Below are 12,858 nucleotides of genomic sequence, written 5' to 3'. Positions count from 1 at the left end.
CGAATCGTGACCGCGCCGACACCGCAGCGCGTTCTGCCTGGTCAGAGCAGGTACGCCGTGGCGGTCCAGAGATGCACCGCGGCGAAGGCGCGCAGCGGTCGCCACGACTCGGCCATCCGGGCGACCTCGGGCGTGGTCCCGACGGCCAACGCGCGCCGCAGGACGAGGTCGCCGACGGGCATCGCGTCACGGTCGCCGAGGACGCGCAGCGCGAGGTAGTCGGCGGTCCACGGCCCGATGCCGGGCAGGTCGAGCAGGCGCGCGCGGGCGTCGGGGGACCCGGGTTCCAGGACGAGGCCGTCGGCGCACGCCTGCGCGAGGGCGTGCAGCGTCCGGGCGCGGGAGTGGGTGATCCGGACGACCGACTGCAGCTCGACCGGGTCGACCCCCGCGAGGCGCGCCGGCGACGGGTAGACGGTCAGCCCGTCGAGGCCCGGCGAGCCGTACGCGGCCGCGAGCCGGCCCCCGAACGTGCGGGCCGCGGCGAGCGAGACCTGCTGGCCGAGCACGGTGGTCACCGCCGCCTCGAAGCCGTCCGGGTGGCCGAGGATCCGCAGCCCGGGCCGGGCGTCGACCAGCGGCCCGAGCACGGCGTCGCCGACGAACGCCTCGTGGACCGCCTCCAGGTCGTCACCGAGACCGAACCAGGTGTCCGCGAGGACCGCGAGGTCGAGGCCCGCGCCCGCGTCGGTGCTGAGCTCGATGCGGTCCTGCGCCAGGTCAGCGGTGACCACGGCGCCCCCGACGACGCGCCGGACGGTGCGCCCCTCGACGACCTCGACGCCGGGCACGGCGTGGGCGACGAGCGAGGCGAGCGCGGGAGCGGGGTCGAACGGTCGCTGCACGGTGAGCGTGGCGGTGATGGTGTCCTCCGGGGTCGAATCCATCCGACCGTACCTCCCGCGGGCTTTACCAACACAAGATGGTTACGTGGAAGGGATGCGGTATTCCCATGACTGTGCTAGAACAGAGGGAGCTGATCGTCCCGGGGTGACCGGGCGACCAGCCGGTCGCAGATCGGGCCGCGTTGCCGAGGGTCACGGCGAGAGCCGGGCCGCCCGTCAGGGTTCAGGGAGTGCGCCAAGCCTCGTGCCGGCGAGACGCCTCTCCGTTGCGCCCCGTCCCCGAGAAACGGGGACGGGGCGCACCTACGTACGCTGGCCATGTGCTGCTGATGCTGCCCTCCGCCACCACCGACGACACCGTCGCCCACGACGTCCAGGGATTCGTGGTCCCGACGGTCTCGATCCTCGCCGCGGTCGTGATCGCCTACCTCGCGGCGACCCTCATCGCCGTGCTGGTCCGACGCGTCGCGCGCAAGTCGGCCGTGGCCGCCGACCTCACCCGCCGCTCGCGTCGGCCGATGCGTGCGTTCCTGCTGGTCGTCGCGGTGTGGATCGCCCTCCGGCTGAGCACGGACCCGGCCGCCTGGACGCGGACGGCCGAGCACGTGCTGCTCATCGCCTTCATCATCACCGGCGCGTGGCTCATCGGCAGCCTCGCCTTCGTGCTCGAGGACGCCGCCCTGCAGCGGTACCGCATCGACGTCGCCGACAACCGGCACGCCCGACGCGTCCGCACCCAGGTGCAGGTGCTGCGCCGCATCACGGTGGCCGTCCTCGTGCTCTGCGCGATCGCCGCGATCCTCCTGACGTTCCCGTCGGCGCGAGCGCTCGGGGCCAGCCTGCTGGCGTCCGCCGGGCTCATCTCCATCGTCGCGGGCCTGGCGGCGCAGAGCTCGCTGGCCAACGTGTTCGCCGGGATGCAGCTGGCGTTCACGGACGCGATCCGGGTGGACGACGTGGTCGTCGTCGACCAGCAGTGGGGGCGGATCGAGGAGATCACGCTCACCTACGTCGTCGTGCACATCTGGGACGACCGCCGCCTCATCCTGCCGTCCACGTACTTCACGACGACGCCGTTCGAGAACTGGACCCGCCGCGCGGCCGACCTGCTGGGCACCGTCGAGCTCGACGTGGACTGGGACGTGCCGGTCGAGGCGATGCGCGCCGAGCTGGGCCGGCTGCTGCAGGACACCGACCTGTGGGACCGGCGGGTCGGGATCCTGCAGGTCACCGACGCGGTCGGGGGAGTCGTCCGGGTCCGTGCCCTGGCCAGCGCGGTCGACGCCCCCACCCTGTTCGACCTGCGGTGCTACGTGCGCGAGGGGCTGGTCGCCTGGCTGCAGCGGGAGGCACCGCAGGCCCTGCCCAAGACGCGGTGGGAGGGCTCGGCACCCGCGACGAGCCGCCACGCGCGGCCCGAGCCGACCCCGACCCCGACCCCGACCCCGACGCTCCCGGTCCCGGTCCCCGGTGCGTGGTCCGTCGACGACACGCAGACCATCCAGACGGGCGGGCAGGACTCGCGGCTGTTCACGGGCAGCATCGAGGCCCTGGAGCGGTCGCGGAGCTTCTCCGGCCCGGGCCAGGACGTGATCGACGAGCGCGAGCAGCACGCTGAGGAGCACGGCGAGGGTCGGCAGCCCTGAGCCCGATCCGGCCGACCACCGCAGACGCCGTGGTCGAGCACCTGGTGCGGCTCGTCGCGGAGCGACCCGGACGGGTGCGCGTGCTCGTCGACGGCGCACCGCCGACGGGGCCTGCGGGATGGGCGGACGCGCTCGTCGAGCCGTTGCGCGCGGCCGGTCGGCCGGTGGTCCGCGTGCACGCCGACGACTTCCTGCGGCCGGCCTCCGTGCGGTTCGAGCACGGCCGGCACGACCCCGACTCCTACCTGGAGGACCGGCTCGACCTGCGCGCGCTCGGCCGCGAGGTGCTCGATCCGTTCGGTGCCTCCGGGCGGTACCTGCCGACCCTGTGGGACGCCGCGACCGACCGGGCGACCCGAGCGGAGTACCGGCAGGCGGGCGAGGGAGCGGTGCTCGTGCTCGACGGCAGCCTGCTGCTGGGCCGATGGCTCGACGTCGACCTGTCGGTGCACCTCGCCGTCCGCGAGGCCACGCTGGTGCGGCGGACCGCCGACGAGGACCGCTGGATGCTGCCGGCCTTCGCGCGGTACGAGGACGAGATGAGCCCGTCGCTGGTCGCGGACGTCGTCGTGCACGTGGACGACCCGCGGCACCCCGCGCTCGTCACGCCGTGACGGCCGCCGTCAGCCGCGCCGCCAGGCGGTGCATCGCGTCGGCCAGCTCGGGCGGTCCGACCACCCGCAGCGGCACCCCGAACATCGCGAACGTGGCCGCGACCCCGTCCCAGGACCAGGCGCTGAGCACCACGCGGCTGCGCCCCTCGCCGAGGCTCTCGACCAGGGCGCCGCGCCCGGCCCACCGGACGAGCTCGGCCGCGTCCATCTCGACCTCCGCCTCGCCGCGGCACGGCCACGGGTTGATCCCGCTGAACTGCTCGGCGACGAACGCCGCGACGTCCGGCGCGGGCAGCTCCCGCGGCGCGAACCGCGGCCCGGTCCCGGTCTTCGGCGTCATCCGGTCCACCCGGAACGTGCGCCAGTCGGCCCGGTCGAGGTCGAAGCCGACGAGGTACCAGCGCCCGCCCCAGGTGACCAGGTGGTGGGCCTCCGCGCGCCGCGGCAGGGCGGTGGCGCGGCCGCCCTCGTAGTCGAACCGCAGCACCTCGCGGGCGCGCACCGCCGACCCGATGGACAGCAGCACCTGCTGGTCGACCTCGGGCCGGTTGCCCTGCCGGGTGACCGCGGTGACCTGCAGGGCCTCGGCGGCCGCCCGCAGGCGCGCGGGCATGACCTCGCGCAGCGTCGAGAGCGCCCGCACGGCGGCCTCGTCGACCCCCGCGACGCCCGTGGACGCGGTCTGCAGGGCGACGACCAGTGCCACCGCCTGCTCGTCGTCGAGCAGCAGCGGCGGCATCTGCGTGCCCGCGTCGAGCCGGTACCCGCCGTCCGGCCCCTTCGAGGCGTGCACCGGGTAGCCCAGCTCCCGGAGGCGGTCGACGTCGCGCCGCACTGTGCGGGGGCTGACGCCGAGCCGGTCCGCGAGCACGCCGCCCGGCCAGTCGCGACGCGCCTGGAGCAGCGACAGCAGCGCGAGGAGGCGGGAGGACGGCGTCGACATGTCCCCAGGATCGCATCGGATGGCGGACAGGACCTGACCGCTACTCCCGGAATTCTGGGTCCGTACCCATCCACGAGGGGAGAAGCCATGATCCACACGCGAGGACTCACCAAGGACTTCGTGGTCAGCCGCACCGAGACGGTCCATGCCGTCCGCGGCATCGACCTCGACATCGCGCCCGGCGAGCTGGTCGCGGTGCTCGGACCCAACGGGGCCGGCAAGACCACCACGATGCGCATGCTCACCACGCTCGTGCGCCCGACGTCCGGCACCGCGACCGTCGCGGGCGTCGACGTGCTCGCCGACCCGGCGACGGTCCGGCGGCACATCGGGTACGTCGGGCAGGGCAACGGGGCGGGCCACCAGCAGCGCGGCGGCGATGAGCTCACCATGCAGGGCCAGGTGTACGGGCTCGACCGGGCGGCGGCGCGCCGGCGGACCGGCGAGCTGCTCGAGGCCCTGGACCTGACCGCGCTGGCCCGGCGCAAGGTCTCGGACCTCTCCGGCGGTCAGCGGCGCCGGCTCGACGTCGCGCTCGGGCTGGTGCATGCGCCGAGGCTGCTGTTCCTCGACGAGCCGTCCACCGGGCTCGACCCGCAGAACCGCGCCAACCTGTGGGACCACATCCTGCGGCTGCGCGCCGAGCACGACATGACGATCGTGCTCACCACCCACTACCTGGACGAGGCCGACACGATGGCCGAGCGCGTCGTCGTCGTCGACCACGGCGAGGTCATCGCCGACGACACCGCCGACGGGCTCAAGCGCACGCTCGCGGGCGACCGCGTGGTGCTCACGACGGCCGTCGCCGGGACGGCGCCGCAGGTGGCGACGATCGTCGGGGCACTGCCCGGCGCCCGGGACGTCACCGTCGACGGCGCCCGGGTCGAGGCACGCGTGGCGGACGCCGCGACCGCCGTCCCGGCGCTGGTGCTCGCCGCGTCCGCCGCGGGCGCCCCGCTGCTCGAGGCGCTGGCCGTCCGGCCGACGCTCGACGACGTGTTCCTGGCCCTCACCGGCCGCAGCCTGCGCGAGTCCGCCGACGCCACCGAGGAGGCAGCAGCATGAGCACCACCACGATCGACGCCCCGACCACCGTCACCGCGGCACCGCTTCGGCGCCCGTGGCTCGCCGACGTGCGGCTCGTCATGACCCGCGAGCTGCGACCCGTGGTGCGCGAGCCGTTCTCCGTCGTCTTCGGCCTGGTCCAGCCGCTGGTGTTCCTCGGGCTGTTCGGCCCGCTGCTGGTCGGCACGTCCGACGGGCTGAGCTCCGCCGAGGTCTGGCAGTGGTTCGTGCCGTCCGTCCTGGTGATGACCACCCTGTTCGGCACGTCGACCACCGGCGCCAACCTGCAGTTCGAGATGCAGACCGGCGCGCACGAGCGGCTCCTGGTGACGCCTCTGTCGCGCTCGGCGCAGCTGGTCGGCCGATCCCTGAAGGAGATGGTGCCGCTGGTCGCGCAGGCGGTGATCGTCATCGTCGTGATGCTGCCGTTCGGCTTCCGGGCCGACCCGGTCGGGGCGGTCGTCGGGCTCGCGATGCTGGCCGTCCTCGGCGTCGGCCTCGGCTCGCTCAGCTACGCGCTCGCCATCGCCGTGCGCAAGCAGGAGTGGATGTTCTGGGCGGTCCAGCAGACCGTGCTGTTCCCGCTGCTCATCCTCTCCGGCATGCTCCTGCCGCTGGAGACCGGGCCGCAGTGGATGAAGGTGGCCTCCGCGTTCGACCCGCTGCGGTGGGTGGTGGAGGCCGAGCGGGCGCTGTTCGCCGGCGACCTGACCAGCAGCGCCGTCGCGGCCGGCTGGCTCGCGGCGATCGTCACGGCGGCCGTCGGGCTGGCGGTCGGGGTGCGGACGCTGCTCCGGAGCGCCGACTGAACCACCTCACATCGCCCGTCCGTCGCGCGTCTTCCTCGTGGAGCCGCGCGGCGGACGGGCTCCTCACCGTGCATGTCAGTGGGTGGGGGAATGATGACGACCATGACAGTCCAGGGGGAGCTCACCACGGAGCTGGAGCTGCTCGGCGAGGTCCGGGTGGTGCACACGGTCGTGCCGTCGCCGCTCGGACCGATCACCCTCGTCGCGCACGACGGGGCACTCAGCGCGCTGCTGCTGCCCGACTCCAAGTACGAGGCCGTGCAGGGTCCGTTCGGCGAGCGGGCGGACGACGAGTTCGACGAGGTGCAGCTGCAGCTCGACGAGTACTTCGCCGGCTCGCGCACCGAGTTCGACCTGCCGCTGCACTTCGTCGGGACCACGTTCCAGTGCCGCGTGTGGGACGGCCTGCTGCGGATCCCGTACGGGCAGACGCGCTCGTACGGGGACCTCGCGGCGGAGATCGGGCTGGACCCCCGGACGTCGTCGCGGGCGGTCGGCGCGGCCAACGGTCGCAACCGGATCGCGATCGTCGTGCCGTGCCACCGGGTGATCGGCGCCGACGGCTCGCTCACGGGCTTCGCCGCGGGCCTCGACCGCAAGCAGTTCCTGCTCGGGCTCGAGGCCAAGGGCCGGCCGCGCGAGCACCTGCTCTTCTGACCCCGCCGGTGGCAGCATGGGGGCATGGCGCTCGTCCGCTACGTGGCGGCCGCCGCCGAGGCCGCCGGCACCGCCGCCGAGCAGGTTCCCGCCTCGACGGTCGGTGAGCTGCGCGCCCAGGTGCTCGCGCGGCACGGCGGCGAGCTCGCGCAGCTGATCGGCGGGTGCGCGTTCGTGGTCGACGGGGTCCGGTCCGACGACGCGACGGCGCTCGGCCCCAGCGACGTCGTCGACGTCCTCCCCGGCGGCTGACACGCCTCCCCGGATGCGCCTCGTCCGCATCGCTGCGAGCGTGTGCGCATGAGGGTCGTCGTCGTCGGTGCCAGCGGCAACGTCGGCACGGCGCTGCTGCGGCGCTTCGTCGACGACGGCACCGTGACCTCGGTCGTCGCCGTCGCCCGACGGGTCCCGCGCCGACCGCCGCCGACCCCGTACGGCGTGGCGTCGTGGGTCGCGTGCGACATCGCGGCGCCGTCGGCCGTCGAGGACCTGGCTCCCGAGCTCACCGGCGCCGACGCGGTCGTGCACCTGGCCTGGGCGGTCCGACCGAGCCACGACCGGCGGCGGCTGCACGACGTCAACGTCTCGGGCACACGGAACGTGGTCGAGGCCGCGCGGCGCGCCGGGGTGCCGCACGTCGTCGTGGCCTCCAGCGTCGGCGCCTACTCGCCCGGGCCTGGTGACGTGCTGCGCAACGAGGGCTGGGCGACCGACGGTGTGCGCTCGTCGCCCTACTCGGTCGACAAGGCGGCGGCCGAGCGGGTGCTCGACGAGGCGGAGGAGCGCTACCCGGACCTGGCGATCGCCCGGCTGCGTCCCGCGTTGGTGTTCCAGCGCGCCGCGGGGCACGAGGTCTCACGGAGCTTCCTGGGTCCGTGGCTCCCGAAGCGGGCGATCGACGGCCGGCTCCCGGTCCTGCCCTGGCCTGTCGGCCTGCGGCTCCAGGCGGTCCACGCGGACGACGCCGCCGACGCCTTCCGCGAGGCGGTGGTGCGCCGGGTCCGCGGCGCGTTCAACCTCGCCGCCCCCGACGTGCTGCGCGGCCCGGAGGTCGCCGGCCTGGTCGCGCGCGGACGGCTGCGCGAGGTCCCCGTCAGCGAGGCGCGGGCGGCGTTGGCCGCCGCCTGGCACGCCCGGCTGGTGCCGATCGCGCCCGGGTGGCTCGACCTGGGCATGGCGGCGCCGCTGCTCGACACCTCGCGTGCCGAGCGGGAGCTCGACTGGCGTCCGCGCTGGTCGGGGCTCGACGCCGCGCGGGAGATGGTGGACGGCATCGCGGCAGGCGCGGGGACGGCGAGCCCGCCCCTGCGGCCGCGGCGGCTCTGACCAGTCCGACGTCGCCGACGCCGCTCCGGTCAGGCATCCTCGACCCATGGCAGACGACATCCCCGCCGAGCGGCACGTGTACGGCCGCCCCGACGCCCCGGTCACCGTGATCGAGTTCGGTGACCTCGAGTGCCCGTACTGCCGGGCCGCCGCGCCCGTGCTGCGCGAGCTGGTGGACACCTCCGGCGGGCAGGTCCGGCTGGTGTGGCGGCACTTCCCGCTGTTCGAGGTGCACCCCTACGCGCTGTCGGCCGCGCTGGCGGCGGAGGCGGCAGGCGCGTCGGGCAAGTTCTGGGAGATGCACGACGAGCTCATGTCCCACCAGGACCGGCTCGGCGAGCAGGACCTGCGGGCCGCGGCGCAGAAGCTGGGACTTGACCCTGCGGAGGTGGCCGGGGACCGCGCGCAGGCGTACGCGCCGGCGATCTCGTCCGACTACGCCGCGGGGATCGAGGCGGGGGTCACGGGGACGCCGGCGGTCTTCGTCGGCGGGACGCGGTACCGCGGGAAGGTGCAGCTGGACCGGCTGCGCGAGGCCGTCGAGGCGGCCCGATGAGGACCGCGCTGGTCACGGGGGCCGGGCGGGGGATCGGGCGCGGGATCGCGATCGGGCTGGCGCGGGCCGGGTACGCGGTCGCCCTGGTGGGCCGGACGCGGGCGCACCTCGAAGCCGTCGCCGAGCAGATCGGCGGGGACGTGACCGTCGCGGCCGCGGACCTGATCGATCGCACCGCCGTGCTCGACGCGGTGGCGCGGGTCGAGGAGGAGCTCGGCGGGATCGGCCTGCTGGTCAACAACGCGGGTGTCATCGAGCGCGCCGAGGTCTCGTTTGTCGACGACGACGTCGAGGACTCCTGGCGCGTGATCGAGGCGAACGTGCGCGGTCCGCTGCTGGTGACGCACGCGGTGCTGCCCGGCATGCTCGCGCGGGGCGGCGGCCGCGTGCTCAACCTCAACTCGGGCGCCGGCCACCGGGCGATGACCAGCTACACGGGCTACGCCGTCAGCAAGGGCGCGCTGGCACGGTTCACCACCCAGCTCGACGCGCAGTACCGGGACCAGGGGATCCGGGTGCTCGACCTGGCGCCGGGCCACGTCGAGACCGCGATGACGACGTCGATGCCGATGCACGACGGCCGGACCGTCTGGACCCCGGTCGAGGCCGTGGCCGAGCTGGTCCTCGCGTTCGGGGACGGCGAGCTCGACGCGCTCTCGGGGCGGTTCGTGCGGGCCGGGACCGACACGGTCGGGTCGCTGCAGGACGTGGTCGGGAGGATCCTCGCGGCCGACGCGCGCACGCTCCGTCTCGCGACGTACGGCGACGACGACCCGGTCGCGTGATGGAGCCGGTCCGCCACGAGGTCGTCGTCGGCTGCACGCCGGTCGAGGCGTTCGACGCGTGGGTCGACGGCATCGGGCAGTGGTGGCACCCCGACTACTCGCCGGACCCCGCCGGCTTCCGTGGAGCCGTGATCGAGCCCCGGGTGGGCGGGCGCGTGTACCTCGTCGACGCGACGCTCGGCGAGGTCGAGTGGGGGCGGGTGCTGGCGATCGCCCGCGGCGCGCTCGTCGTGCACACCTCGACGCTCGGGCAGACGCGCGAGCACCCGAGCCGGATCTCCGTGCAGTTCGTGCCGCTCGACGCCGGCGGGACCCGCGTCGAGCTCGAGCACGGGGGCTGGGACGACGGGAACGCGGCCGACCGGCGCAAGTTCACCGACTGGCCGCTGATCCTCGACCGCTACGCGCAGTTCGTCGCCCGGACGACGACGGGGACGAACCGATAGCGTCCGACGTGTCCGCGACACCGGGGAGGCAGTGGATGCGAGGGTCCGTCGCTGCATCGCGGGTCCCGGCATGACCCTGACCGCCGGGACGGTTCTCGCCGACGCCGTGGCGCCGGACCCCGGGGTGACCGGCGCCGGCGTGTCGCCCGATCCCGGTGTGCCGGTCCCCGAGCCGACGACCACCACGACTGCGGTGCCCGAGACCCCGGCGCCCGAGCCGACGCCGACGGCCACCCCGACGCCGACGTCCACCGCCGAGCCGGTGCCGACGAGCGACGTGTCGTCCGTCGCCCCGTCGTCGCCGGAACCGACCCCCACCCAGACCGTCGTGGTCGAGGTGCCCTTCACCCACGAGCCGGCGGTGTCGACCTCGACCATCCCGCTCGGCGCGATCATCACGGCGCTGCTGATCCTCGTGCTCGCCGGCGCGGCGCTCCTCCTCGCCGTCCGGCGCACGCGGGGCCGGCGACCGGCCATGCCGCTGGCGGATGCCGTGCTGCCCGTCGCGGCGGCGGCGTCGGTCGGGGTGCTCGACGCGACCGGTCCCACCGCGCTGCCGCCCGACGTGGAGACCGACACGGTGCGGTTCCTCATGGTGCTCGGCGAGGCGATGATCGACTCGAGCGCGCCGGTGGTCCAGGTGACGCGGACGCTCGAGCGCGTCGCCGCCGTCAACGGCGCCCCGGACGTCGAGGTCATCGCGCTGCCCACCGCGCTGCTGGTCTCGGCGCCGGGCGGTCGGTCGACGCAGACGGCGGCGTCGTCGGCGGGCTGGCGGCAGCTGCGACTGCACCAGGTCCAGGACGTGCTGGAGGTGGCGGACCAGGCCGAGGCCGGCGACGTCGGGCCGGTCGAGGGCACCGAGCGGATCCGGACGGCCGTCGCCGCGCCGCCGCTCTACCCGGGCGGGACGAGGGTGCTCGGGTACGTCGGCGTCTCCGCGGGCCTCGCGATGATCCTGGGCGGGAGCCTGGTCGACGTCCTGGTCGCGTCGGCTCTCGGCGCAGGGATCGCCGGGGTGCAGGTGGCCACCGCCCGGATGCCCGCCGCCTACCAGGCGCTGCTGGTCATGAGCAGCGCGTTCGTCGTGTCCGTCGCCGTGTTCCTGCTGCAGCGCACCGGGATCGACATCGGCCTGCTCGCGCCGCTGGTCGCGCCCCTGGTCACGTTCCTGCCCGGCGCCCTGCTCACGACGGCGGCGATCGACCTGGCCACCCGGCAGATGATCGCCGGCTCGGCGCGGCTGGCCGCCGGCGTCATGCAGCTGGTCCTGCTGGCCATCGGCATCACCGGAGCGGCGGCCCTGGTCGGCGTCCCGGCCTCCGCGGTCGGCTCCGTGGCCTCGCAGCCGCTCGGCTGGGCGGGCCCGTGGGTCGGAGTGCTCGTGTTCGGCGTCGGGGTCGTGTTCCACCACTGCGCCCGGCGCGCGGGCCTGCCGTGGATCCTGCTCGTGCTGTACGTCGCCTATGCAGGCCAGGTGCTGGGCGGCCTGCTGTTCGGCAGCGCGTTCTCGGCGTTCGTCGGCGCGCTGGTGATGACCCCGGTCGCCATGTTCGCCGCGACCCGGCCGACGGGGCCGCCGGCGCTGGTCGGGTTCCTGCCCGGGTTCTGGCTGCTGGTGCCGGGCGCCCTGGGGCTCGTCGGGGTGACCTCGATCATCGGCAACGGGGCCCAGGCGCTCTCGACGGTCGTCACCGCGGGCACCACCATGGTCGCGATCTCGCTCGGCGTGCTGGCCGGCATCGCGCTGGGGTCGTCGGTCGGGCGGCGGGCGGGGCTGTCGATCGGGCGGTTCTGACGTCCGCCCGCCGGTTCACCGGGCGTCGGCGAGCTTCTGCAGCAGCAGCGCCTGGGCGACGACCAGCCTCTCGATCTCGTCGGGGTCCACGCTCTCGTCCGACGCGTGGATGCGGGACAGGGCGACGTCCTCCGGGCCCCAGAGGATGAACTCGGCGTGCGGGGCGACCGACTCGAGCGTCCGCAGCAGGGGGATCGAGCCGCCCGAGCCCGCATCGCCGACCGGCCTGCCGAAGGCCTCCGACAGGGCGTCGCGCGCGGCCGCGTAGGCCGGGCCGTCGGTGGCGCAACGGAACGGCGGCGCCGTCTTGGTGCGCCGGACCTCGACCTTCGCCCCCCAGGGCGCATGGGTTTCGAGGTGCGCGACGAGAGCGTCGAGCTCGGCCTCCGGCTCGGACCCGGGCACGATGCGCATGGAGACCTTGGCGCTCGCCTGCGGGATCAGGACGTTCGAGGATCCCGCGATCGTCGTCATGTCGAGGCCGATCGCGTTGATCGAGGGGTGCGACCACAGCCGGGCGCTCACGGGACCCGTGCCGGTCAGCTCGACGCCGTCCAGCAGGTCGGCGCCCGAGCGGTAGTCCTCCTCGCTGAGGTCCTCGCCGTCCCAGGCGGTCGACGAGACCCCGGCGACGGCCACGTCGCCCGCGTCGTCGTGCAATGTGGCCAGCAGGCGCGCGAGGGCCATCATCGCGTCCGGTGCCGCCCCGCCGAACACGCCGGAGTGCAGGGGGTGCTCGAGGGTGCTGACGGTCACGATGCAGGCGACGTCGCCGCGCAGCGCGGTGGTCAGGGCGGGCTCGCCGACGCGCAGGTTGCCCATGTCGCAGATGACGAACACGTCGCAGTCGAACAGGTCCGGATGGGCCAGCACGAACTCCTCGAGGTTGCTCTCCGTCTCCTCCATGCCCTCCAGGACCAGCTTGACCGTGCACGGCGGCCTGCCGCCGAAGGCCCGCAGCGTCCCGAGGTGGGCCACGAGGCCACCCTTGTCGTCGGCGGCCCCGCGCCCGTGTATCCGCCCGTCCGCCTTGCGCGTCGCCGTCCAGGGGTCGCTGGTCCACCCCTGCTCGGGCGGCGCGGGCTGCACGTCGTAGTGGGCGTAGAGCACGACCACCGGGGAGCCCTCGGGCCCCGGGATCTCCCCGTAGATCGGCGGGAACCCGGACGGCACCTCCATGAGCCGCGCGTCGGTGAAGCCTGCCTCCTGGAACAGCCGGAGCGTCTCCCCGCCCATCCGGACCACCGGCTCGGCGGGGTAGCCCGGGAAGGCGATCGACGGGATCGCCACGAGGGTCTCCAGGTCGTCGAGCACGCCGGGCATGAGGCTCGACACCTTGCTCGCGATCTCGTGCGGCTCCATCCG

14 protein-coding genes are annotated in these 12,858 nt (G+C 74.6%); 11 read left to right on the top strand and 3 right to left on the bottom strand.

Annotated features, from left to right (window positions below; genetic code table 11):
* Window positions 1-41: 41 nt before the first annotated feature.
* Entirely contained in the window at window positions 42-887 is an 846-nt protein-coding gene (locus AC1DWH_RS12945) for a DNA-3-methyladenine glycosylase 2 (protein ID WP_477094020.1), read from the bottom strand.
* 287 nt (window positions 888-1,174) lie between these two features.
* Here AC1DWH_RS12945 and AC1DWH_RS12940 point away from each other — a divergent pair, with 287 nt between their 5' ends.
* Window positions 1,175-2,491 (top strand): mechanosensitive ion channel family protein, encoded by a 1,317-nt coding sequence (locus AC1DWH_RS12940; RefSeq protein WP_477094127.1) that lies wholly within the window; start codon window positions 1,175-1,177, stop codon window positions 2,489-2,491.
* Between the two features lie 29 nt (window positions 2,492-2,520).
* Window positions 2,521-3,105 carry a nucleoside/nucleotide kinase family protein gene (locus AC1DWH_RS12935; RefSeq protein ID WP_477094019.1) on the top strand — a complete coding sequence of 195 codons (585 nt, stop codon included), beginning with the start codon at window positions 2,521-2,523 and terminating at the stop codon, window positions 3,103-3,105.
* Here AC1DWH_RS12935 and AC1DWH_RS12930 read toward each other — a convergent pair.
* On the bottom strand, window positions 3,095-4,048 hold the full coding sequence (locus AC1DWH_RS12930; protein WP_477094018.1) for a helix-turn-helix transcriptional regulator: 954 nt from the start codon (window positions 4,046-4,048) through the stop codon (window positions 3,095-3,097). The genes AC1DWH_RS12935 and AC1DWH_RS12930 overlap by 11 nt on opposite strands.
* 87 nt (window positions 4,049-4,135) lie before the next feature.
* Between AC1DWH_RS12930 and AC1DWH_RS12925 the strand changes: the two genes are divergently transcribed.
* The 9 genes from AC1DWH_RS12925 to AC1DWH_RS12885 all read left to right on the top strand — a co-directional run bounded on the left by AC1DWH_RS12925 (window position 4,136) and on the right by AC1DWH_RS12885 (window position 11,493).
* Window positions 4,136-5,116 (top strand): ATP-binding cassette domain-containing protein, encoded by a 981-nt coding sequence (locus AC1DWH_RS12925; RefSeq protein WP_477094017.1) that lies wholly within the window; start codon window positions 4,136-4,138, stop codon window positions 5,114-5,116.
* Window positions 5,113-5,925, top strand: coding sequence for an ABC transporter permease (locus AC1DWH_RS12920; protein ID WP_477094016.1), 813 nt, complete (start codon window positions 5,113-5,115; stop codon window positions 5,923-5,925). The genes AC1DWH_RS12925 and AC1DWH_RS12920 overlap by 4 nt, the downstream gene beginning before the upstream one ends.
* Before the next feature lie 102 nt (window positions 5,926-6,027).
* Window positions 6,028-6,582: a methylated-DNA--[protein]-cysteine S-methyltransferase gene (locus AC1DWH_RS12915; protein ID WP_477094015.1), complete on the top strand. Its 555-nt coding sequence runs from the start codon at window positions 6,028-6,030 to the stop codon at window positions 6,580-6,582.
* Window positions 6,583-6,606: 24 nt separating this feature from the next.
* Window positions 6,607-6,834: a MoaD/ThiS family protein gene (locus AC1DWH_RS12910; RefSeq protein WP_477094014.1), complete on the top strand. Its 228-nt coding sequence runs from the start codon at window positions 6,607-6,609 to the stop codon at window positions 6,832-6,834.
* A gap of 48 nt (window positions 6,835-6,882) precedes the next feature.
* On the top strand, window positions 6,883-7,908 hold the full coding sequence (locus AC1DWH_RS12905) for an NAD-dependent epimerase/dehydratase family protein (protein WP_477094013.1): 1,026 nt from the start codon (window positions 6,883-6,885) through the stop codon (window positions 7,906-7,908).
* Between the two features lie 46 nt (window positions 7,909-7,954).
* On the top strand, window positions 7,955-8,464 hold the full coding sequence (locus AC1DWH_RS12900; RefSeq protein WP_477094012.1) for a DsbA family protein: 510 nt from the start codon (window positions 7,955-7,957) through the stop codon (window positions 8,462-8,464).
* Entirely contained in the window at window positions 8,461-9,249 is a 789-nt protein-coding gene (locus AC1DWH_RS12895) for an SDR family NAD(P)-dependent oxidoreductase (protein ID WP_477094011.1), read from the top strand. Before AC1DWH_RS12900 ends, AC1DWH_RS12895 begins: the two co-directional genes overlap by 4 nt.
* A complete protein-coding gene (locus AC1DWH_RS12890; RefSeq protein ID WP_477094010.1) occupies window positions 9,249-9,695 on the top strand; it encodes an SRPBCC domain-containing protein in 447 nt (148 codons plus the stop codon). The genes AC1DWH_RS12895 and AC1DWH_RS12890 overlap by 1 nt, the downstream gene beginning before the upstream one ends.
* A gap of 70 nt (window positions 9,696-9,765) precedes the next feature.
* Complete coding sequence (locus AC1DWH_RS12885; RefSeq protein WP_477094009.1) at window positions 9,766-11,493, top strand: threonine/serine exporter family protein; 1,728 nt, start codon at window positions 9,766-9,768, stop codon at window positions 11,491-11,493.
* A 15-nt stretch (window positions 11,494-11,508) separates the two neighbouring features.
* Here AC1DWH_RS12885 and AC1DWH_RS12880 read toward each other — a convergent pair whose 3' ends face one another.
* Window positions 11,509-12,855, bottom strand: a complete 1,347-nt coding sequence (locus AC1DWH_RS12880) for a M20/M25/M40 family metallo-hydrolase (protein WP_477094008.1) — start codon at window positions 12,853-12,855, stop codon at window positions 11,509-11,511.
* Window positions 12,856-12,858: the final 3 nt, after the last annotated feature.

The sequence above is a fragment of the Cellulomonas sp. P2_F12 genome, from assembly GCF_056403775.1.
Note: the sequence above shows the minus strand (reverse complement) of the source record. Positions and strands in the feature narration are given on the sequence as shown.